The organism is Citrobacter europaeus, assembly GCA_020099315.1.
Taxonomy (GTDB): Bacteria; Pseudomonadota; Gammaproteobacteria; order Enterobacterales; family Enterobacteriaceae; genus Citrobacter; species Citrobacter europaeus.
The window spans coordinates 4,299,153-4,320,159 of record CP083650.1; the positions used below are offsets into that span (position 1 = coordinate 4,299,153).

A 21,007-nucleotide genomic window follows, 5' to 3' on the forward strand; every position below is an offset into this window, starting at 1 on the left:
GGTTATGCCTCCTTGCCGTCAGTGGTGCCAATTTCAGCCGGTGCGCTGCCTGTCAGAGACTGCATCGCCTTGACCATTGCCGCCGCAAAGACTTCCGCGCTCACTGGTTCAGAGGTGGCGGGTTCTTCCGGCTCGAGAATCTCGATATTTTCAATCAGGCACCCGGCCTCGTAGTCCTCGATAACGAAATCGACTTTGACCTGTTCGTAGTTTTCCACCTGGTCGAGTTTTGGATTTTCGACGATGTGGCGGCGGTGACCGTCCTCGTACAGATAAATCGAAATGTTATCCAGCGTGGTAATGAAAACGCTGTTTGCCGGGAAGAACGGCGCGCGCACCGCCTGAAGCTGACCGATGGTTTTCTGGCTGATAATCAGCTCACCGGCGAGCTGTTCGCTGTTTGCCTGGAATTTGTTAATCATCGGGAAGTATTTGTCGGTCAGGATACGGCGACCACAGATGACAACCATTTCCGGGTTCTCGCGGTGAATTTCCGCGACCAGCGACTCGAAAGCATCCATGACCAGCGCGTCGAGGTTGGCGTAATGCCCCCCTTTACCCACTTTGATGGTGTTCGAAATTACGGTGCCGTCAGCGTCGGTGACGCTGGACATCACGCGCTCAGGCGCGTCATTGCGGTATTTCTGCAACCAGCCGACAGCCACATCCTGAAGTAACGGGTTTTTGCTACGGTCAGACGTCGCCGCCCGGCTCACGCCGTTAAAGCCGATGGTGATGTAATCCAGCGCCTGACGCTTGATGATGGCGTTGCGAATGCGAATCTGAAAATCCTGAAAACGCGCCCACAGGTCGAGTTTGTTGTACTTCAGGTGATAGTCGAAGTTCACCGGGTGACAGAAATAGCGGTACGCATCCATTTTCGCGAAATCAGCGGTTTTACGCTCGACGCCGCCGTCGGTGTCAGCGGTGCTGGCAATGGAGCCGGTCACATCGATGCCGACCTTCTCTTCAGTCAGCTCGCCAACGGTCACCATGTTGATGAGCTTCAGGAAGCTGGACGACTGCTGGATTTTGTCAAACAGGGTCTGCGTCACCGACGGCTCGACGGTGAATTTTTTGTCGAGGTCGCTGGTCGCGATGCCGTTCAGCTCGGCGATACGGCTCAGGTACTGATTGAATTTAAAACGGGTCTCTTTACGCATGAGTTTTGTATTCCTTCGGGGTTAGCAGTCGGTCAGCGTGGAGCCAGACGAATCACCGTCGCCACCGGCGCTTAACTTGCGGCGCGGCTGCGTTTTGTCTTCGGTGTGCTCCAGCGTGGTTTTGATAGTGCTGAATTGCTGCGAGGTGGCGTCGGCCTGTTCAGCCAGCGCTTTTTTGACGTCGGCGAGTTCGGTTTCAATGGCACTGAAACGCACCTCAGCGCTTTCGCCGCCGGTCTGCACCCGTTCGGCAATGGCGGTCACGGCTTCATGTACATCACCGAAACGCGCATCGTCGTCAGTCTGTTTACGGCTGAAGATGCCTTTCACGGTGTCGCTGAGTTTGGTCAGCAGGGTGTCGGGCAGGTCTTCGAATTCCAGCTCGGCAAGGGTTGCCACTGAGAACAGGTCGCCCGGCTGGTCTTTCTTCCCGGCCAGTGGGTTTTGTTGTGCGCGGGAACAGAATTGCAGGTACTCGGTACCGAGGCTCGCCGGGTCGTCGGTTACCGCCAGCCCGATGAGGTGACATTTGCCGGTGTTGGCAAAGTTCGGGCGAATTTCCATCGAGGTGTAAACTTTCTGGCCTTTCGCCAGCATCGCGAGCAGGTTGTCGAGCGGGGCAATTTTGCCGAACAGCGCCAGCTTGCCGTTGAGCGCCGAATCGTCGTCAATCACTTCTGCTTTCACTTCCGTGACGTCGCCATAGCGGCAAAACGGGCTGTCGGGAATAACGCTGCGGATATGCTCGAGGTTAATGCGACAGCCGTAGACGCGCGGGTCAAAGCCGTCGGCCATTTCCTGAATATCGGTCGCACTGATGACGCGACCGTCGCAGGTGTCACCCTCGACGCCGATGCGAAACCATTTCGAAATTTTTTTAGCCATGAATCAGGTGTCCTGAGTTGGGTTATCGGGTCGGATGTAGTTTCCCGACTCCCTCCCTCGCCAGCCACCGGTTACAGAAGTGCAACCCCTGACACAACAGGGGGTTAGCGATTCATCCCCCCTGAATCTTTAGCCTTGCCGTGTACTCATCACAGTGAGGTTTTATGACCACTACCAACGACACATCACTACTCAGCGACCCGCGACGACAGGCCGCGCTTTTGTTCTGGCAGGGCTATTCCGTGCCACAAATCGCGGAGCAGTTACAGGTCAAGCGCCCTACGGTGCAGAGCTGGAAACAGCGTGATAAATGGGAAGAAACCGCCCCGTTAAACCGGGTCGAGTTCACGCTCGAGGCGCGGCTGATTCAGCTCTATGCCAAGCCTGACCTGACGGCTCACGACTTTAAGGTCGCAGATTTTCTGGCGCGCCAGATGGAGCGCCTCGCGCGGGTAAACCGCTACGGCCAGACCGGCAGCGAAGCGGATTTAAACCCGAACGTGGCCAACCGCAACAAAGGGGAAAAGAAGAAGCCGAAAAAGAACTTTTTCAGCGAAGAGGCTATCGGGAAACTCGAAGAGATTTTCCTCGAACAGTCTTTCGACTATCAGCTCGAGTGGTGGCGCGCGGGGCTGGCGCACCGCATCAGGCACATTCTGAAATCGCGACAGATTGGCGCGACGTTCTATTTTGCACGTGAGGCACTGTTACAGGCACTGAAGACCGGCCACAACCAGATATTTTTGTCGGCCAGTAAGACGCAAGCCTATGTATTCCGTAAATACATTATCGCCTTTGCCCGACAGGCTGGCGTCGAGCTTACCGGCGACCCGATTGTGCTCGGCAACAATGGCGCGGAGCTGATGTTTCTCGGTACCAATGCCAACACGGCACAGAGTCACAACGGTGACCTGTATGTCGACGAAATTTTCTGGATCCCCAACTTTCAGAAACTGAAGCGCGTCGCTGGGGGCATGTCGTCACAGGAGCATTTACGCACGACCTATTTTTCGACCCCCTCATCGCTGGCGCACGGCGCTTACCCGTTCTGGTCGGGTGAGCAGTTCAACAAGGGGCGCTCAGACAAGAGCGAGCGCGTCGATATCGATATCAGCCACGCCGCACTCGCAAAGGGCGTCGCCTGTCCTGACGGCCAGTGGCGGCAGATTGTCACCATCGAGGACGCACTCGCCAAAGGGTGCACCCTGTTCAACATCGATACGCTGAAGCGCGAGAACAGTGTCGATGAGTTCCGCAACCTGTTTATGTGCGAGTTCGTCGACGATAAAGCGTCGGTATTCCCGTTCGAAGAGCTACAGCGTTGCATGGTCGACAGCCTCGAGAAATGGGAGGACTACGCGCCATTCGCCGACCGGCCATTCGGTCACCGCCCGGTGTGGATTGGCTACGACCCGTCATTACGTGGCGACAGCGCCGGGTGCGTCGTTATCGCGCCGCCGGTCGTTGCCGGTGGCAAATTCCGCATCCTCGAGCGCCACCAGTGGAAAGGGATGGACTTCGCTCAACAGGCCGAATCCATTCGCGAGCTCACGCAGAAATATACCGTGGAATATATCGGCATCGATGCGACCGGGCTCGGTCAGGGCGTCTTCCAGCTCGTGCGCTCGTTCTACCCGGCAGCGCGGGAAATCCGCTACACGCCGGAAATGAAAACCGCGATGGTGCTCAAAGCCAAAGACACCATTCGCCGGGGTTGCCTCGAGTACGACGTCAGCACGACCGATATCACGCAGTCGTTTATGTCAATCCGCAAAACCATGACCAGCAGTGGTCGCAGCTCGACCTATGAGGCCAGCCGCACCGAGGAGGCCAGTCACGCCGATCTCGCCTGGGCAACCATGCACGTATTAATCAATGAGCCGTTAACCGCCGCCACCGGTGAGCAGTCATCCAGCATCATGGAGTGGAACTAATGAGCAAAAAACGCAACAAGCGCCAGCAGCCGCCGCGCCCCCCAAACCACACCGCCGCACCGGCGCAGAGCATGGAAGCATTCACCTTTGGTGAGCCAACGCCGGTACTCGACCGCCGCGATATTCTCGATTATGTCGAGTGTATCGATAACGGCCAGTGGTACGAGCCGCCGGTGAGTTTCTCCGGGCTGGCGAAAAGTATGCGCGCCGCCGTGCACCACAGCTCACCGATTTACGTGAAGCGTAACATTCTGGTGTCGACCTACATCCCGCACCCGCTGTTATCCCGTCAGGACTTCACCCGGTTCGCACTCGACTATCTGGTGTTTGGCAATGCGTTTATCGAAGAGCGTCGCGGCCTGACCGGCAAGCCGTTAAAACTGGAAACCTCACCGGCGAAATACACCCGCCGTGGCATCGAGGATGACGTGTACTGGTATATTCAGTCCTACACGCAGCCGCACCAGTTCGCGCCCGGCTCCGTCTTCCACCTGCTCGAGCCCGATATTAATCAGGAGCTTTACGGGATGCCGGAATACCTGAGCGCGCTCAATTCAGCCTGGCTGAATGAATCGGCGACCCTGTTCCGTCGCAAGTATTACCAGAACGGCGCGCATGCGGGTTACATCATGTATGTGACCGACGCCGCGCAAAGCAGCACCGACGTCGAGGCACTGCGAAAGGCGATGCGCGACTCAAAAGGACTCGGCAATTTTAAGAATCTGTTTTTTTACGCGCCGAATGGTAAAGCAGACGGAATTAAAATTGTGCCACTGAGCGAAGTCGCCACGAAGGATGACTTTTTTAATATCAAGAAAGTCAGCGCCGCTGACCTGCTTGACGCACACCGCATCCCATTCCAGCTTATGGGCGGTAAGCCAGAGAACGTCGGCTCAGTGGGTGACGTTGAGAAGGTGGCAAAGGTCTTTGTGCGTAACGAGCTGACCCCGCTACAGGCACGGTTCATGGAGTTGAACGAGTGGGCGGGTGAAGAAATTATCCGCTTCGAAAAATATAGCCTCGGCGACGACGAGTAACCCCACCCACAGCCGCCCGTCGTGGCGGCTTTACCCCCACCGCACACAACGCCTCAGCGCCACGACACGCCGTCGCCGTTTCGCTTCACCTCGTAACTCACCCACTACAACAACAACGCCACAGCGACGCGCCCAGGCGCTGAATAAATAAATTAAATACCACGCTCAGCGCGCAATGCTATCCCCGCCACGCCTGCCCGCTTTAAGGGTCGGTTTTAATGCAGTTGCATGACCACTCTGGATCTGCGCCAGCTCTGGCATTACACGTCCAGAACTAGCAAGCCTTGCGAATGCAAAACCATGCTTCTTATACATGCACAGCTAAAAACAGAAAATAACATAAAAAAACCGGCATCAAGATGCCGGTTTAGTTCATATCATATCATGCTTGCACTTCTGGCCTATAAATGTGCTGAAAATACTATTAAGTAAAACATCCATGATCATCGTTCTGCTGAAGCCCTGTTTAATTAGCTTTATCAAGGCGTCCCCCCACCACCATCCGCTTGTAATTTATTGCGAACAACTTAAGTTTTTCAGGGAACTTTGACGCCAAAATTATTGACTTTCTGTCTACATATGAATAAAAGGGCATTGATATCAAAATAGTTATCATCGAAGTTAAGATAAATGTAACAAACGCACCAACGGACGGCGACGCAATGTTTTTGTAAACCCAAAAACCAACTATAGATATAACAAATGGATGAAGCAAGTATATTGAAAATGACAACCTCCCAATAAACAAGACTACATTTTTGCTCATCCCCCTTAAACATCTCCCATTCACAAAGACAGAAGCAATAATCAAAAAAGAACCAAGCGATATTGTAAACTCTGGCCATTGTATTAATATATCGCATTGAAACTGAAGGTAGAGGTAAAATTCAACCAGATCTTTATACGCAGTGCTCGCCGGTGCATACCCAACAAGATAAAGGCCAATAAACAACATAAGAAGCGATACAAGCTTTCTTAACCGTCCATTATTTTCACTTATCTCGAAAGTTGATAAAAACACACCAGAAAGGAAAAGCCCATAATAAATTATATTAATACTACCAGACAAAAACATGCAAACAAATGAAATAAATGACAACCAGCGAAGAATGGTCTTGTTCTCACCAAACAGAGATATAAATCCGTATACCAATATAGAACCAAAAAACTCAATACTAATAGTCCACAGAACATAGTTATACTTTATATTACCAAAAAGCATAGCGCCAAATGAAGCATCCCATATGGCTGACACTATATTCCCATCAAAACTAAACGCAGTCATTAACGGCATTGATGCAGCGGGGCTATCCTTATCCGGAAAAAAGCCCAACAACATTATAAAATAGCAAATAATCACAGATGCTGCTACGGGAACCCCAAGCCTAATGTATCTCTTCAATGCTGATGCTTGTATATAGCGTATTTCGTTATTATTTTTTTGGCAACTCAGTGACAAAACCAACCCGCTCAAAACAAAGAATAAGCTAACAGCAGATCCCCCCTTATAGAAAAAAGTAAAAGGGCTATTAAATAAATTTTCTTGCCACTTGCTATCAAACATACTGCCAGAATGCACCGAAGGTATAAACATTAAAAATGAATGCGATAAAACGACAGCCATGGCTGCCACACCTCTTATCCCATCAAAGATTTTTACATTATTTCTCTCATTATCACTCATGCAAAAAACCTTTTATAATAAAAAATGTCATTTCGATTAACGTATTGGTTATTATTGTGTTATAACTGACAATCAACCTTAAAAAAACGCGGCATTATAGCACCTTAAGCCTGTTGTATGAATATCATTATTGTTTTGACAGGAAGAGTTCCGTTTACGCCCCACCTAACCTTCGGAGCACTGAGTAGTGCTCCCAATGAGGTTGGAATAAGGGGAGATTCAAAAAATAGCTGACCATTCTATGCAAGCAACCCAACTACCAGCATACAACTTGTTTTTTCTCGCAACTTACTCAGCCTTTGTTAATCGTTCTTCAGCATGGGTTGCAGAGAAAACTAGTGAAAAGGAGTTATTTTTCATCAAGTTGCCTCTCACTATTTCTGCAATCAAATTCAATGCGATTTCACGGTCTCTTTCCTTACAAGTCCCTTCAGCCGTTAGACGCGCAATCATTTCGACTCGCTCAATCATAACGTGCTCACTTAATTCTCTATCCACACAACCTCCACAACGAGATACTGTATAAACATACAGTAACACGTATTGATAAAAAATGTGAAGGAAAAAAACCAATAAATACACTGTATGTGCATGATATGGATGAATATTAACGGTTATATTTTCATTGCCAGTTCAGTTAAAACCGCAACGCGATTGAGGATTTCTGTAGCCTTGGTCTGATGTTCCTTAGCTCTATCTTGATGCGATGGCGCTGCGGAAAATATTTCGCCTTTGGCCGTTCCGCGTAACCATTTACCATCAAAACAACTTTTACCACCGACCATCAGGTGCAGGGCTTCGCCCCGGCTGATAACGATGCCAGTTGTCAGATGTATCTCGTCGATAATTTTCGCTAAAACTACGTTTTGCTCATTCGTTCCGTGAATGAATTTTCGCCGTATTTGTGGTTTTTGCTTCCTGAGTCGGTTTGTCAGCTCTCGTCTTTCACGTCGACTCAAGGGTTTTGATAAATCGAGTTCCGGTGGATCGCTTTCGCTTCCCGTATAGTTATTGACAGAACTCCGAGAGGGCGCAGGAGCGCCCTTAACGTCAACGGCCAAATCAACGGCACGCTTTGGAACAATCTTCCACTGCGTTAACCGGGTTAGAATAGGAGAGCCAGCACCTATCGAGGCATCGTATACACCTTTGATGCACACAGTTTCTTCGCCATACTGATTAAATTCAGTTCGAGGCTCATACAATGTACGTACCTGTAAATCATCACGGCGAACGAATGGGCCGCCTTGAGCATTCACATAGTCAGCCCAGCGTCCATAGTGAGCCGCATCATGCACTGCGGCGAATTCAACACTGAGCGCCCTGGCTGTTTCAGGGTCAGCCATTCTGCGTAGCTCCCTGTATACCGTCACCGGCGCACCGCCGATAAATTGAAACTGACGGATGTGCCAGCGCGCCGCCCATGCTGAAACGGCGGGAGCAGTCTCTTTTAACAACTCACCACTTTCGTCATCGGTTTCACCATCGAGAGCATAACCGTCGATATTTTTGGAAATGTATTTAGCGACATAGCCGGTAGCGCTGCCTTTTTCCGGGTCAATGGCCTCAGCGTGGAAGCGCGCCTTTTTGGCTTTATCGCTTCTCAGTTCGTAGTGGTCTTCCTCCCACGCATAATCACGGATGATGAGTCGCACACGCTCGACATCCTCCGGCAACATGAACATAAGCATATGCCAGTGCGGCGTTCCATCGTGATGCGGTTCAGCGACGCGTATGCCGAAAATGCGGATTTCTTCCCGGTGCAGCTTGGCGCGAATACGCGCCCAAAGACCGGTGAGATAGTTCTGCGTGTCTGACGGGCTTGCACCGTTCCATTTGCTGTTACGGTAGCCCGCTTTGGTGGTGGCGTGGTATTTAGACGGTGCAGTCAGAGTATAGAACTCCCCGACATAACCGAGCTCATTACAGATATTTTCAAACCCACGAATGCGAGCCATCAGCTCACAGCGGCGTATTGCTGGATTAGCGACCGAGCCGTCGTATTTTTCAATCAGGCTAATGCGGTTGCCTTCTTCGTCTTCGAGATCCAGCCCCTTGAGAAATTCGCGAGTGCGGCGCTTCTGCTCGCGCCAGTCAGTCACGCAGTTTTTACTCGCGTAGGCGTGTTTTTTCTTACTGACGTTGCCAACAGCAATTTGTAGATGTTCGCGCCATGCAGACGCAATGCGACGTAAACGACCACGCCACCAAATCTCATTAAACATGCGCATTACTGCCGGTGCGATTTCATCCTCGCCAAAATATTTTTTAGTTACACGATCCCATTTCGGCGGTGTAACGTTGAATTGCAGGGAAATAAAACCGGCGCGCATGTACCAGGTGTACAGCGTTTTGAGTTCGCTAAATCCGGTGTCATCAATATCAGCCAGTTCAGCACGAATGAAATTAGCGATATCAGCGGCCAGCAGGTCAATATCGGCGCGCGACATATCCGGGAGGCGGTTAAATCTGGCGACCATATTGACCATGCGTGACGCCAGATATTGCATAAGCTGGGTATCAAAATAACCACCGAAAACAGCGGCTGATACATTGCTGTTAATACCCGCGCACTCGTATTTTTTTGTGACCAGTTCAAGACGCGGCAATGCCTTTTTGCAGAAGCTGATTAAAAAAGCATTGGCTCGTTGACTGCCCTGATTTTGCTCCAGCACCGCAGCGGTTCGATATACATCAAAACGCACGCACTCAGGCTGGAGAGAAAGCACCTTTCTCGCATGCAGCAAAGCCGCGAACATACGGTCGCGGCGATACTGTTGGTCATAGGTAAGGTATGGGCTGGCTATTGCCGACCGTGGAACATTCCACGGGTATGCAAATGTATATTTCGTCATGCGATAGCCAACTCCAGTTGAAGCGGAGCCAACCCTTTTGATAGCCAGCTTGCAATCGATGGAGGGGATACGGCCTCAATAGTATTTTTCAGAATGGCGCAACGGCGTTTGAGAATGACTGCCTTAAGTTCATCTTCAGAAAGGTTTTTCGCATAATCGGCTTCGCGAATTGCTTTTGTGAGCTCCGGGTATTTGACTTCGAATTTCGGCACATTACAGGCAAGATTGGTACTGTCTGCGGTCGCCAGTGGGTAGTTACCCAGAATTCGACCATCAAGCATGCGAAGCCCATGTATTTGGGTCGTGAAATTATGTTTGCAGTAGATGGTTTCAAACGCATCTGACATCCTTCGATGCCAGAGCTGGGTTCTGATAGTTGCGTACTCACCTGACGAACCAAAGCACACTCGCGGCCACTCCCGGCAAAGCTCAATCAGACGGTGCAGCGATTCATGAAGATGCCATACTGGTGCCGCCTTGCCCCTGAAACAGCGTGGTAGTTTCGCGATAAGCGCATCGTTATCAGCCTCACCGCCCTCCACCACATCAGGGATGACAAAAAAAGACAGCTTTGGATGATGATAATGAGGAATAAGCCATTGATAGAATTGCTGCCAGTCAATAACAAGGCCGCGCTTCCAGGCAGAAAACGCTCCATTATCAATGGCAATAGAGAGGGCGTATTTTACTGATGCTGCCAGTTGGTCAGGCCGTGCATAAGATACGAATGCGCCAGCACCGTTTACCGCGATACGGTGAACGTTACCGGCGCCCCCCCAAATGGGCGTTCCGTGGTAGTGGATAACCTCAGACACGCTTTCGCCCATCACACGCCCCTGTAATGCTTAGATTTGAGCTCATTGATTTGTTGGCACGTCACGCAAAACGCCACGCCCGGAATCGCAATGCGGCGGGCTTCCGGAATTGGTGCGTCACATACTTCACAGAGGAAACGAGAAGGCGCAGTGATATGGCTGCGCACGTTGTTGATATGGCGCTCGCGTTCAGCTTGTTCGCGCTCCTGCACTCCATCCATAACGTCGGCCATTAGTGCAACTCCTGAGATTCGTTTTCAAAACGGGTAGCTTCACGGCGCAGCAGTTCGGCGGCCTCTTTGCCGTTCATGCCTTCTTTGGTTATATGGATAGCCAGCGCCTCAAGACGGATTGAAACGGCTAGTGCGCGACCTTTGCGCTCTTCTTTTTTTGCATCGGTCAGCAATACGGCCAGCGCATCGCTATCAGTGTTAAAACTACGTGATTCGGTATTACGCATAATTGACTCTCCTGATTTCGGGCAATAAGAAGCCCGGCGGGTTTACGCCAGATAATTAATTGTGATTAATTAGCTATAGCCAAATACAACGGCAGGTTTACTTTTTAACTGGCTGATAATTTCAGCTTTCAGGCCATCCTTAAACTCTTTGCAGCATTCCCACTCAGGGTCAACACGAAGTATTGCACCGTCGCGAGTTTTAATTTCAAAGCCGTCTTCCATATTCGGAATCATAGCTCCCAAAACAATTCTTAATTCATCGCGTGACATGTTTAATCCCTTTAATAATAAAGTGGACAATACGAATAATTAAAAAGCCTGACGACATTGGCGGCTTTGTTTCCAGCCCTTTTAATAATTCGGACTGTGAGCAGCACGGATGCCAGCGCTTGCCATCTTTCCCCGCAATCCAGCCGTGACCGTAATGCATGCCGGGACTTTGCTTAACGAGCAGAGAGGCGAATGAAGGTTCATTTTTCAGCACAGGCACCTCACACCAAACCGAATGTAGCGCCAATGCCGGTCATGGTGTCGACCACGCTCGACATTGCCGGGTTAGCCTGGATGCGAGCCTGTAACGCCAGCGCCGACAATGACAACATGCGAATACCGGCGTTAACGCTTTCAACCATGTTGTGCTTACGAGCAGAGGTCAGGTGTTCATCAGATGCAGCACCGCTCGCCAGTTCTCCGAGTTCGCTCATTGCTCGCATGACATAAGTCTGCAATTTGTCTTTAGCCAGCTCGTTAACCGGCACGCATGGCAGACAATGAATCTGTGCCAGAAAACCATCAACGAGGGTTGAGTCTTCGGTCAGGTCAGTCAGCAGCCATAACTCAGGCGACGTGAACTGGTGAGGCTGTTCCGGGTTTAGCTTGTTACGTAACGTCTGAACATTCATACCCGCACGCTCGGCCAGCTTTGCCATGTTGTGACGCTGCGCGAAAGCTCGGCATGCTTCGTCATAATAAGGATGTTTGGAAATCTGAAAATCAAACATGTGGGATCCTTAAAATTCACATAAAGTGAATTAAGCGCCAATGACGAGTTGAAAACGGGAATGACCCAACGCTTTACGTAACTGTTCTTCTTTCCAGCGTGCGTAATAGATACGAATCGGGCCACCTGCTTTCTTACAGCCTTTACGAATGGTACGGGGTTCGATTGGTACGCAAGGGTTGTCGCCGGTTGTCCAGCGGTAAGCGGTACGTTCAGAAACACCCTCAAGCTCAGCAAACTGCTGCAAAGTAACGATGGGTGCAGGCACTTTGAGGATTGCGATTTCAGAAGCCATGTTGCATGATTCCCTATTAGCCAAAGTTTGCAATTGATATGACTCTGTTTGCCAACATTCACCATCAATTGCGTGGGTTTAGCCAAAATATATCTCCCAATTGAGAGATAGTAAATAGGTTTTATCGAAATGAGAATAGATTCTTTAGGATGGAGCAACGTAGATGTACTCGATCGCATCTGTGAGGCTTATGGTTTTTCACAGAAAATTCAATTAGCTAACCACTTCGATATTGCGTCCAGTTCACTATCAAACAGGTACACCCGAGGCGCTATCTCCTATGACTTCGCAGCTCACTGCGCTCTTGAGACAGGTGCTAATCTTCGGTGGTTGCTTACTGGAGAGGGGGAAGCATTCGCAAGTAATGCAGCATCAACTGACGCAAAAAGGATAGATACATTCACATTAAGTGAAGAAACACTCAAATCCGATAATTACCTGAGTATTGACGCCCAATTTTTCACAAAACAGCTCACTGATGGGATGGCTATTCGTTCCGATGGAAAAATTTATTTTGTGGACAAGCAAGCATCATTGTCTGATGGCTTATGGCTGGTCGATATTGAGGGAGCAATAAGCATTCGGGAATTAACAAAATTACCGGGCAGAAAACTTCATGTTGCAGGCGGGAAGGTTCCGTTTGAGTGCGGCATTGATGATATTAAAGCATTGGGTCGCGTGGTGGGTATATACAGCGAGGTTAACTAATGACCGTCCGTAAAAATCCGGCTGGCGGCTGGATTTGCGAGCTCTACCCAAACGGGGCAAAAGGCAAACGTATTAGAAAGAAATTCGCCACCAAAGGCGAAGCACTGGCGTTTGAACAATACACCGTACAAAACCCGTGGCAGGAAGAGAAGGAAGACAGGCGCACGCTGAAAGAGCTGGTTGACTCATGGTATAGCGCTCACGGCATTACCTTGAGAGATGGACTAAAGCGCCAGTTAGCGATGCACCATGCCTTTGAGTGTATGGGCGAGCCGCTCGCACGAGATTTCGATGCGCAGATGTTTTCCCGCTACCGAGAAAAACGATTAAAAGGTGAGTATGCCCGCTCAAACAGGGTGAAAGAGGTATCTCCCCGCACGCTTAATCTTGAGTTGGCCTACTTTCGTGCGGTGTTCAATGAACTAAATCGCCTTGGAGAGTGGAAAGGTGAAAACCCGCTGAAAAATATGCGCCCTTTCCGCACGGAAGAAATGGAAATGGCCTGGTTATCTCACGACCAGATTTCACTACTGCTCGGAGAGTGCAAACGGCATGACCACCCTGATTTAGAAACAGTGGTAAGAATCTGTCTCGCTACTGGTGCTCGGTGGTCTGAGGCCGAGAGTCTGAAAAAAAGCCAGCTCGCGAAATACAAAATCACATACACCAACACAAAAGGAAGAAAAAACCGTACCGTTCCAATTAGCAAAGAGCTCTACGAGTCTCTGCCCGATGATAAAAAAGGTCGGTTGTTTAGTGATTGTTATGGCGCGTTCCGGTCTGCTTTGGAAAGAACAGGCATCGAACTACCGGCAGGACAGCTTACCCACGTTTTGCGCCACACCTTCGCCAGCCACTTTATGATGAATGGTGGTAATATTTTGGTCTTACAACGCGTGCTTGGTCATACCGATATCAAAATGACCATGAGATATGCGCATTTTGCCCCCGATCATCTGGAAGATGCAGTAAAGCTCAACCCATTGGACTTTAAAACAAAAATCAAAATAGAAGATAATGTTGAGGAGGTGGAGGTGATCTAGCCAACTTACTCGAAGCTTTGAGTAGCTGTATTGTCGTAACGGTGAATAATGCATCACAAATCGAGAATTTTTGTAATGTCTTTTTCAAACAAATGACATAAACCTTGATGATCTTTTTGCTGGGCAATAAAACATAAAAATGCCTCAACACTACTCTTTGAGCTCTCGTTGAACCTGACTGCGCAGGTAACGCGCGCCCTACGATTACACTCATCACATAATCGAGATAAGAGTTTGATAAGAGTTCATCATCTATTGTTTTGGCACAAGCTTCAGCCGCGCGTTCAATAGCCTTATGGATACGATCCGCATCGACCGTAACCCTTTGACCATCTCGCTTAGTGACTATAACAGCATGTTCCAAAACAGTTCCTCGTTACGCTTACCCTAACAATTGAGAAGATCTACTCATCTCCACCAAAAGCTAGAATGGAGGGGACCCCTCCGTTAATAAGTGGTATTTATGCTAAAAATTGTACAGAAAGAGGATATGACTTGTTCATAGACTCTCCTTATTTTTTAAAAATATTTCTTTATAATCAAAACGATAAACTTAATCTCTACGCCTAATTTCTCCCAAAACGTTGGAAGGTACTCAAACCAACCAAGATCACGAACCGAACGGTAAGCTGATAAACAATATGAAATTAATTTCATTGTTTTCAGTACGATATCAAAAACGCTACCATTTTTACTCGGTTTAACAACTGATCTTTTTGCGTTTTTAGCGTAGGTTTTGTGTTTTCTCTTAAGCTTCTTTTTCACATCCGTATCCTTCAGGATATGAGGAAGCCACCTTACCACTTTAAAAACGTCCATGCGGGTATACTCAGGACAATAAGTAAGTTAAGGCCTGTAATGGTTCGAATCAATGGTTCCACATGTAAAGAAATGTGATGGCGATGAAATGGCGGTAGAAATGGCTAATGCTGGGTAATCATTGGCAAGTAGTGGCAACCTATATCAATGATAAATAACGCAAACTATTGATTTTCGGTTGTTCCGTTAGGAACTCATAATCGCTTGGTCGCTGGTTCAAGTCCAGCAGGGGCCACCAAACTTCAAGGACTTGCGAGAAATCGCAGGTCCTTTTTCTTTGGGTGCCATTTGGGTCAGGAAAGTTATTGCCTCCGAGTCCTGTTCATCTCGCTGCCAGCGTTCGCGCAAAGTGCAGGGCGATGATGTCATGCAGTTTATCGATCGGTACGTTGATGGCCCCGGCTTCTGCCGGCTCATACATGAATACTTTGAAGAATAATCTGTCGTCGGGTGAACGGAAGCAACGCCAGCGATTGTTCTATGATCTGCAGGCCGTCAGATTTATTCCTACGGGATCTCAGCGTGAAAAATCATTACGCTCCGGTAATGGACGTAGGGGATTCACAAAAATAATATCTATCTGATATTATTTTTGGTGCATATATAATCGTGATTACAAGCCCAGCGCTCTATCATCTCAGATAAAAAAATTGATAGAATCTGAATTTGTAGACAAAACAAACAGGACCATGGTGTGACACCAGGCATTCATATTATTTGAAACTTTGTTTAGCACGTTCATTATTTAGCCATTGCTTAAGCGCTGTAAGCTTAGCCACACCATTTCTTCTATAGACGTATACAGACTTTGCCGGGAGTCCCAAAGTTTGAGAAAAATTTTTCACTGTCTCTCCTCGGTAGTAACGGATGGCGACAGCCAACTCCCTTAAAGATAACCTCTTGATTTTTCTGTTTTTATATTTAATCCCTTCACTGAGAATTGACTCAACTCTGATAAAGTCCTGACTCAGGAGCTGTTCACAGGATAAATTAGCATCCGTGCAAAAAACTTTTGACAAAAGGGTTTCATTATTAATCAGCGGGCTTAAAATAAAGCTAACCCATGCAGGAGGAAAATCAGAAATAATATATACTGATGAACTACACTTTGTGTTGCAAATAATACTCGCTGTTTTTTTCAGCGCACTAAGAATAGTATCAATATTACCATTCAGATACACAAAAATGCATACTTCACCACTCTCTGGAAACAATAGCAATTCATCACCGGAGAGATACTCCTGGTCACAGGATATTCTCTTAGGTGCCTCACTCTCATGCATGAAAAGTGCTGTGGCGCCTTCACAAGCATAACTACAACAAGAGATGATATAATAGTGATTATATTTTTTAATTGAAGGCAAAGATGAATTACAAATCATATTCATTCCCTATAATAATAGTTATAATGAAAAATTGACCAGGAATCTACCCAATAATAAAAATGTTACCTTTTCCTAATAAATGTAACAAAGCAATGCTTTAAAACTTAATTCAAGCATAACAAACATAAAACAAGAGGACCACACAATTATCAACAAAAAACATCAAAAAAAGCCATTACCTTTAACCCTTAGTATAAAAGATAATAAAGATCACATCACTTATCATTATTTGCCATGTACATTTCTGATCTTATTTCGCTGCAAAATAAACCCAATAATCTACAGCCCATTTTTGGAAAGTTGGCATACCAGACTTCGTGTTTCCCGTATAAAATATCACCTTATGATCAGAATATGATTAGATATTAAAAGTATTATTATTATTCTCAATGTATAATAAGTGGCGACTAACCATCTGAAAGGACCAATATACCAACGTTATTTAAATAATTAAACATAGGGGCTACCATATGGAAACAAAAATTTCCCCAGAGGCATTGCTTCATCGAAGAAACCTTATAAAAGCTAACCCTAAATTTAAAGAAGCCATAAGAGAACACTATCAAATCAATGATAAAATTTATAAGAAACAACCTTTGTTCTACAAAGTAATGCTTCAGGAATCAAGATTCAACATCGCACTCTCAATGTGTTGTTTTGTTTTTGGTAACCAGGCATCATGTATATCAGAGATTAAAGAGCTCTGCTCCAGATATCAAATCGCCAGTCCTAATAGCGTTATTGCAATCATTACGCTATTAAAAACAACGAACAGAATTAAAACATGGCGTAGCCAGGAAGACAGAAGGAAAATCCTGATCACGCCAACGCAAAAAGGAATCGATGAACTTAAAAGATATATGTCTGGCGCGTTTTCGCCGTTGAATCTGCTCTACCCTGAATATAATATTTCAGTAGATTCACTGGATGATGAAGCGCCACGGTATGATTTTTTCAAACGCGCATCCCAATATCTTTTTCGCGGAGTAACCTTCAAAAAAATCCTGCCTGAAGTCGGGATATTTATTGAAAAAGATGGTGGGCGAATGATTATGCTTTATCTTTACTTGCAAGCTATAGAAAAACTGACCAGTCGTGGTGCAGTCATTAATTATTCATCAAATGTACTGGCCAAAGAATTCTTTGTGTCACGGATTCATGTCAGCAGGATTATAAAGGTTGCCCAGGACACTGGTTACCTGAGAGAAAGAGCAGACGGATTGATTGAGATTTATCCTTCATTTATTCAGCTTGTCGAAAACTATGCAGGTCTGTATTTTGCTTATGTCATGCACTATCTGAATATACATCCTGAAAAATAGTTAAATCACCCCCCATTCTTTCGTGCTAGCTTGTGGTAAGTTACAAGCGATCGATTTGCGTCGATCGCTTTTTTTTATCTTTCGCGTAACGCCTCTTTTGCTTTGTTCAATGGCTTTAACAAATAATCAAGAATCGATTTACTACCTGTTTTTATATCTACAGTTGCAATCATGCCAGGAAATATAGGAAACTCTTTACCCTGCTTATTTTCAAGATGATTAGTGTTTGTTCTGATATAGACACGATAAAAATAGACATCACGTTTTACATCATCCTGGATTGTATCCGGTGAAATCATCGTCACTTCACCCTGCAGACCACCATAAATAGAATAATCATAAGCGGTAATTTTAACTAACGCTTTCTGTCCTGGGTGAATGAATGCAACATCTCTGGGAGAGATTTTTGCTTCAATAACCATTTGGTCATCCAGTGGAACCAGAGTCATCAGTTTTCCATTCGGCGGAATAACACCACCGACTGTCGTCACATCGATATCTTTAACAATACTTCTCACCGGTGCATTGAAAGTCAGTCGGGTTAATGAATCCTCACGGCCTTTCATTACAGAACGTTGCGCTTCAATTTCGGCATTCGCTTTAGCTAATTCTTCGCGTGCGCGCACAACGTATTGATTCTGCATTTCTGTCACTTTATTATCTAATTCGTTCTTTTGCCGTTGCAGACGAAGAACTTCCACATTACTGGCAGCGCCCTGCTTTACCAAAGGCTGGGTGAGAGCCAACTCTCTTTGAATCAACGCCATCCCCTGACGCAATCCAGCAACCCCCTTTTCCAGACTTTCGCGGCGTGAAGTAAAAAGTGCTGTCTCTTGTCTGACCAGGTCGACATCATCATCCAGTTCAGCCGGAAAAGTAAGTTCTGTACCATTCACTTCGGCAGTCAAACGTGAAGCAGTTGCCAGCGCCGCATTTAACCGGGATTCACTTTCCAGAACACTGGATTCTGTTTTTGTGCGATCCAGTTGCGCAACCTGCTGCCCGCGTTCAACGATGTCGCCTTCCTGAACAAGCAATTTATGGATGATTCCACCTTCCAGCGACTGGATAACCTGCTCATGTGAAGAAGGCACTACTTTACCGCTTCCGGTTGTAACTTCATCAAGTTGAAACCACCCCGCCCATGCGATGAAAACAACAAGCATAGACACCACGCTCCATACCACCAGACTCGAGCGAGGAAGATGGGGTTCCTGAAGACGACTATTAAAACGACTGAAATCGCTCATACGCCCTCCTCATTAACTACCGTTTTTTGAGAAGTGGCTTTTTTCATTGTTACCGTACGTTGGCCCGCTTTTTGTGGAGCCATACCATGTTCACGAAGAATGCTATCTCGTGGTCCATCCATAACAATTCGGCCGTTATCCAGCACAATGATGCGGTCAACCAGTTCAAGGATAGGTAAGCGGTGTGTAGCGACAATGAGTGTGCGCGTTTTTCCCAACCAGCCTTTCAGACTGCCGATAAACTGTTTCTCACTCACCTCGTCAAGCCAGGCCGTCGGTTCATCAAGCAGCAAAATATTAGGTGATGTTAAGAGTGCGCGAGTGAGCAATAGCGCCTGTCGCTGACCGCCAGACAGACCAGCCCCGCCTTCATTTACAATGTAATTCAGACCCATTTTCTGTTTACGAACGAAATCCAATGCTCCTGTTATCGCCAGCGCCTGATGGATCTCCTCATCAGTCGCTAAGGGATTGCCCATTATAATATTGTCGCGCACTGAGCCAAAGAACAGACGAGCCTGCTGGCTGAGTAGCTGCATGTCCCGGCGTAAATCAGCAGGATCAAGATGATTGAGTGAGATATCGTCAAGTAAGATGGAACCTTGCTGGGGTTCCTGCATACCCGCAAGAAGTTGCAGAAGCGTACTTTTTCCTGAGCCGTTACGTCCCAGCAGGGCAATACGTTCCCCGGCTTGAATTTGGAGACGTGATATATTTAATACATCAAGTTTTTCTTCCTCATCGTAATAGAAACTCACATCTTCCATGACGTAATTTCCACGCAGATGGGCTTTATGGACTTTCTTGCCGGATTGCGGATCGTCAATTGGCCGTTGCATCAGATCATCAAGCCCTTTGCGTGCAACTTTCGCTGACTGCCAGCGTGAAAGCACGCCGGAAATTTGCGAAAGTGGAGCAATTGTGCGCGATGCAAGGATAGAGGTACCCACTAACGCGCCGGTAGTCATATCTCCACTAATCACCAGATAACAACCTATCAGCAGCACCACAGCATAAACGATGGATTGAACCTCCTGGGTCCAGGTCAGGAGTAACCCCGTTAGCCAACGCTGTTTCATCGCCACATTAGCGGCGACATCATTGGTGTTATTCCACTGATTTTGAAAACGCTGCTCAGCACGCATCAGTTTGATATCTTCAAGGCCCTGTACCGCCTCTACCAATGTGGCGTTACGAATCGCCGACTCGCGCATCCCTTCGCTGGAGAGCCGTCCTAATGGACGTTGTACCAGCAGTCCAGGGATTAGCAGCAGCGGAACGGCCAGCAATACCACCAGCACAAGCGGCCCGCCGATCATCCAGAGGATAAAAACGAACAACAGGAAAAAGGGGAGATCGGAAATTGCCGCAATAGTCGTGGAGGTAATCAACTCTCGCACTGATTCCAGCTCGCGGATTTGAGCGATGAAAGAGCCCGTGGATTTTGACCGCGCACCATTTTTAATTCTCAGAGCATGAGCAAATACGCGTTCAGAGATCCGCAGGTCTGCGCGTTTACCAATTACATCTGAAAGATGAACGCGTAGCATACGCATGATGAACTCAAAGGTAATAGCCACCATGACCCCACCAAAGAGGACCCATAGCGTTGCTTCCGACTGTGACGGTACTACGCGATCGTACACCTGCATAGAAAACACCATGCCTGAAAGCGCCAGTACATTCGCGATCATCGCCACCAGCATGATATCGCCATAACGGCGCCAGTCTTTCAGCGCCAGCTGCCAGAACCAGTTTTTCTCATAAGGTTTGATATAGTCATCAACGCGTGCGTCCGGCGTTGACTCAAGAGGGCGAAGCACGACCCCCCCTAGCAGGCGCGTCGCAAGCTCCTCTCGCGTTAATACTGTTTCGAGACCGCTATCACCGCTGAATTGAAGACTAACATTCCCCTCTTTATCCATCCGGTTGATAACTGCAATTTGACCGCCAGTAAACTCAGCAATCAACGGCAAACGCCAGGGATCGAGTAATTCGGCATTCACCGAAACTTTCCTCAATCCTAATCCCAAATGGCGAGCCATATCTTCGAGGACCAGTTGACGCGGTGACTGGCTTTCGTGATTAATCACCACCCGGACATGTTCTAACGAAAAATCAAGCCGGTAATGTTTCGCAATAATAAGCATGGCTTGTAACCATGGCTCATAAAGCGGATGAGTCTTCATAGTGCTACTTCCTATCCAACAACATTGTCACGCATCGAAATTATGTCATTTAATTGATATATCAATACGAACAGAATCCTAATAAAAATGAAAAAAATCTTTATTTTTCTGTTTGTTATCAATTTTTATGTAAAGAAATGAATAGCTGCGAGAGTTTCTCCCC

At 47.5% G+C, this 21,007-nt stretch carries 21 protein-coding genes and 1 pseudogene; 5 read left to right on the plus strand and 17 right to left on the minus strand.

Features of this window, described 5'->3' with window-relative positions:
• Window positions 1-2 precede the first annotated feature (2 nt).
• The gene (locus LA337_20140; protein ID UBI15444.1) at window positions 3-1,163 is read right to left on the minus strand and encodes a phage major capsid protein, P2 family; all 1,161 of its coding nucleotides are present in this window, start codon (window positions 1,161-1,163) and stop codon (window positions 3-5) included.
• A gap of 21 nt (window positions 1,164-1,184) precedes the next feature.
• A complete protein-coding gene (locus tag LA337_20145) occupies window positions 1,185-2,048 on the minus strand; it encodes a GPO family capsid scaffolding protein (protein ID UBI15445.1) in 864 nt (287 codons plus the stop codon).
• A gap of 164 nt (window positions 2,049-2,212) precedes the next feature.
• Here LA337_20145 and LA337_20150 point away from each other — a divergent pair, with 164 nt between their 5' ends.
• Together LA337_20150 and LA337_20155 are read left to right on the plus strand one after the other, a co-directional pair.
• A complete protein-coding gene (locus LA337_20150; protein ID UBI15446.1) occupies window positions 2,213-3,982 on the plus strand; it encodes a terminase ATPase subunit family protein in 1,770 nt (589 codons plus the stop codon).
• Window positions 3,982-5,019 (plus strand): phage portal protein, encoded by a 1,038-nt coding sequence (locus LA337_20155; GenBank protein UBI15447.1) that lies wholly within the window; start codon window positions 3,982-3,984, stop codon window positions 5,017-5,019. Before LA337_20150 ends, LA337_20155 begins: the two co-directional genes overlap by 1 nt.
• 466 nt (window positions 5,020-5,485) lie before the next feature.
• On the opposite strand, the gene LA337_20160 is transcribed toward LA337_20155, so the two are convergent.
• From LA337_20160 to LA337_20205, 10 genes and pseudogenes are all read right to left on the minus strand, one after another.
• Entirely contained in the window at window positions 5,486-6,703 is a 1,218-nt protein-coding gene (locus tag LA337_20160; protein UBI15448.1) for an acyltransferase, read from the minus strand.
• A 321-nt stretch (window positions 6,704-7,024) separates the two neighbouring features.
• Window positions 7,025-7,201: pseudogene (locus tag LA337_20165) on the minus strand (DinI family protein).
• A 116-nt stretch (window positions 7,202-7,317) separates the two neighbouring features.
• Window positions 7,318-9,558, minus strand: a complete 2,241-nt coding sequence (locus LA337_20170) for a replication endonuclease (protein ID UBI15449.1) — start codon at window positions 9,556-9,558, stop codon at window positions 7,318-7,320.
• Entirely contained in the window at window positions 9,555-10,385 is an 831-nt protein-coding gene (locus LA337_20175) for a hypothetical protein (GenBank protein UBI15450.1), read from the minus strand. The genes LA337_20170 and LA337_20175 overlap by 4 nt, the downstream gene beginning before the upstream one ends.
• Entirely contained in the window at window positions 10,385-10,606 is a 222-nt protein-coding gene (locus LA337_20180) for a TraR/DksA family transcriptional regulator (GenBank protein UBI15451.1), read from the minus strand. Before LA337_20180 ends, LA337_20175 begins: the two co-directional genes overlap by 1 nt.
• Complete coding sequence (locus LA337_20185) at window positions 10,606-10,833, minus strand: DUF2732 domain-containing protein (protein ID UBI15452.1); 228 nt, start codon at window positions 10,831-10,833, stop codon at window positions 10,606-10,608. The genes LA337_20180 and LA337_20185 overlap by 1 nt, the downstream gene beginning before the upstream one ends.
• 69 nt (window positions 10,834-10,902) lie before the next feature.
• The gene (locus LA337_20190) at window positions 10,903-11,103 is read right to left on the minus strand and encodes a hypothetical protein (GenBank protein ID UBI15453.1); all 201 of its coding nucleotides are present in this window, start codon (window positions 11,101-11,103) and stop codon (window positions 10,903-10,905) included.
• Complete coding sequence (locus LA337_20195; protein UBI15454.1) at window positions 11,090-11,317, minus strand: DUF2724 domain-containing protein; 228 nt, start codon at window positions 11,315-11,317, stop codon at window positions 11,090-11,092. The genes LA337_20190 and LA337_20195 overlap by 14 nt, the downstream gene beginning before the upstream one ends.
• A 7-nt stretch (window positions 11,318-11,324) precedes the next feature.
• Complete coding sequence (locus LA337_20200; protein ID UBI15455.1) at window positions 11,325-11,834, minus strand: phage regulatory CII family protein; 510 nt, start codon at window positions 11,832-11,834, stop codon at window positions 11,325-11,327.
• Between the two features lie 30 nt (window positions 11,835-11,864).
• Window positions 11,865-12,128 carry a hypothetical protein gene (locus LA337_20205; GenBank protein ID UBI15456.1) on the minus strand — a complete coding sequence of 88 codons (264 nt, stop codon included), beginning with the start codon at window positions 12,126-12,128 and terminating at the stop codon, window positions 11,865-11,867.
• Between the two features lie 129 nt (window positions 12,129-12,257).
• Between LA337_20205 and LA337_20210 the strand changes: the two genes are divergently transcribed.
• Both LA337_20210 and LA337_20215 read left to right on the plus strand, forming a co-directional pair.
• Window positions 12,258-12,836: a helix-turn-helix domain-containing protein gene (locus tag LA337_20210; GenBank protein UBI15457.1), complete on the plus strand. Its 579-nt coding sequence runs from the start codon at window positions 12,258-12,260 to the stop codon at window positions 12,834-12,836.
• Window positions 12,836-13,879: a tyrosine-type recombinase/integrase gene (locus LA337_20215; GenBank protein ID UBI15458.1), complete on the plus strand. Its 1,044-nt coding sequence runs from the start codon at window positions 12,836-12,838 to the stop codon at window positions 13,877-13,879. The genes LA337_20210 and LA337_20215 overlap by 1 nt, the downstream gene beginning before the upstream one ends.
• On the opposite strand, the gene LA337_20220 is transcribed toward LA337_20215, so the two are convergent.
• The 3 genes from LA337_20220 to LA337_20230 form a co-directional block, all read right to left on the minus strand.
• Window positions 13,839-14,243 (minus strand): hypothetical protein, encoded by a 405-nt coding sequence (locus LA337_20220; GenBank protein ID UBI15459.1) that lies wholly within the window; start codon window positions 14,241-14,243, stop codon window positions 13,839-13,841. The genes LA337_20215 and LA337_20220 overlap by 41 nt on opposite strands.
• A gap of 155 nt (window positions 14,244-14,398) precedes the next feature.
• On the minus strand, window positions 14,399-14,644 hold the full coding sequence (locus tag LA337_20225) for a hypothetical protein (GenBank protein ID UBI15460.1): 246 nt from the start codon (window positions 14,642-14,644) through the stop codon (window positions 14,399-14,401).
• Between the two features lie 767 nt (window positions 14,645-15,411).
• Window positions 15,412-16,080 (minus strand): hypothetical protein, encoded by a 669-nt coding sequence (locus tag LA337_20230; protein UBI15461.1) that lies wholly within the window; start codon window positions 16,078-16,080, stop codon window positions 15,412-15,414.
• A 473-nt stretch (window positions 16,081-16,553) separates the two neighbouring features.
• Between LA337_20230 and LA337_20235 the strand changes: the two genes are divergently transcribed.
• The gene (locus LA337_20235) at window positions 16,554-17,405 is read left to right on the plus strand and encodes a MarR family transcriptional regulator (protein UBI15462.1); all 852 of its coding nucleotides are present in this window, start codon (window positions 16,554-16,556) and stop codon (window positions 17,403-17,405) included.
• Window positions 17,406-17,479: 74 nt separating this feature from the next.
• On the opposite strand, the gene LA337_20240 is transcribed toward LA337_20235, so the two are convergent.
• Together LA337_20240 and LA337_20245 are read right to left on the minus strand one after the other, a co-directional pair.
• Window positions 17,480-18,655: an HlyD family type I secretion periplasmic adaptor subunit gene (locus LA337_20240; protein UBI15463.1), complete on the minus strand. Its 1,176-nt coding sequence runs from the start codon at window positions 18,653-18,655 to the stop codon at window positions 17,480-17,482.
• The gene (locus tag LA337_20245; protein UBI15464.1) at window positions 18,652-20,844 is read right to left on the minus strand and encodes a type I secretion system permease/ATPase; all 2,193 of its coding nucleotides are present in this window, start codon (window positions 20,842-20,844) and stop codon (window positions 18,652-18,654) included. The genes LA337_20240 and LA337_20245 overlap by 4 nt, the downstream gene beginning before the upstream one ends.
• Window positions 20,845-21,007: the final 163 nt, after the last annotated feature.

Bases quoted from the DNA above. Each gene is read 5' to 3' on its own strand.
- LA337_20180 (UBI15451.1), bottom strand. From the start codon at position 10,606: ATGGCCGACGTTATGGATGGAGTGCAGGAGCGCGAACAAGCTGAACGC.
- LA337_20210 (UBI15457.1), top strand. From the start codon at position 12,258: ATGAGAATAGATTCTTTAGGATGGAGCAACGTAGATGTACTCGATCGC.
- LA337_20185 (UBI15452.1), bottom strand. From the start codon at position 10,833: ATGCGTAATACCGAATCACGTAGTTTTAACACTGATAGCGATGCGCTG.
- LA337_20160 (UBI15448.1), bottom strand. From the start codon at position 6,703: ATGAGTGATAATGAGAGAAATAATGTAAAAATCTTTGATGGGATAAGA.
- LA337_20170 (UBI15449.1), bottom strand. From the start codon at position 9,558: ATGACGAAATATACATTTGCATACCCGTGGAATGTTCCACGGTCGGCA.
- LA337_20215 (UBI15458.1), top strand. From the start codon at position 12,836: ATGACCGTCCGTAAAAATCCGGCTGGCGGCTGGATTTGCGAGCTCTAC.
- LA337_20155 (UBI15447.1), top strand. From the start codon at position 3,982: ATGAGCAAAAAACGCAACAAGCGCCAGCAGCCGCCGCGCCCCCCAAAC.
- LA337_20150 (UBI15446.1), top strand. From the start codon at position 2,213: ATGACCACTACCAACGACACATCACTACTCAGCGACCCGCGACGACAG.
- LA337_20175 (UBI15450.1), bottom strand. From the start codon at position 10,385: ATGGGCGAAAGCGTGTCTGAGGTTATCCACTACCACGGAACGCCCATT.
- LA337_20190 (UBI15453.1), bottom strand. From the start codon at position 11,103: ATGTCACGCGATGAATTAAGAATTGTTTTGGGAGCTATGATTCCGAAT.
- LA337_20245 (UBI15464.1), bottom strand. From the start codon at position 20,844: ATGAAGACTCATCCGCTTTATGAGCCATGGTTACAAGCCATGCTTATT.
- LA337_20145 (UBI15445.1), bottom strand. From the start codon at position 2,048: ATGGCTAAAAAAATTTCGAAATGGTTTCGCATCGGCGTCGAGGGTGAC.
- LA337_20230 (UBI15461.1), bottom strand. From the start codon at position 16,080: ATGATTTGTAATTCATCTTTGCCTTCAATTAAAAAATATAATCACTAT.
- LA337_20200 (UBI15455.1), bottom strand. From the start codon at position 11,834: ATGTTTGATTTTCAGATTTCCAAACATCCTTATTATGACGAAGCATGC.
- LA337_20240 (UBI15463.1), bottom strand. From the start codon at position 18,655: ATGAGCGATTTCAGTCGTTTTAATAGTCGTCTTCAGGAACCCCATCTT.
- LA337_20140 (UBI15444.1), bottom strand. From the start codon at position 1,163: ATGCGTAAAGAGACCCGTTTTAAATTCAATCAGTACCTGAGCCGTATC.
- LA337_20205 (UBI15456.1), bottom strand. From the start codon at position 12,128: ATGGCTTCTGAAATCGCAATCCTCAAAGTGCCTGCACCCATCGTTACT.
- LA337_20235 (UBI15462.1), top strand. From the start codon at position 16,554: ATGGAAACAAAAATTTCCCCAGAGGCATTGCTTCATCGAAGAAACCTT.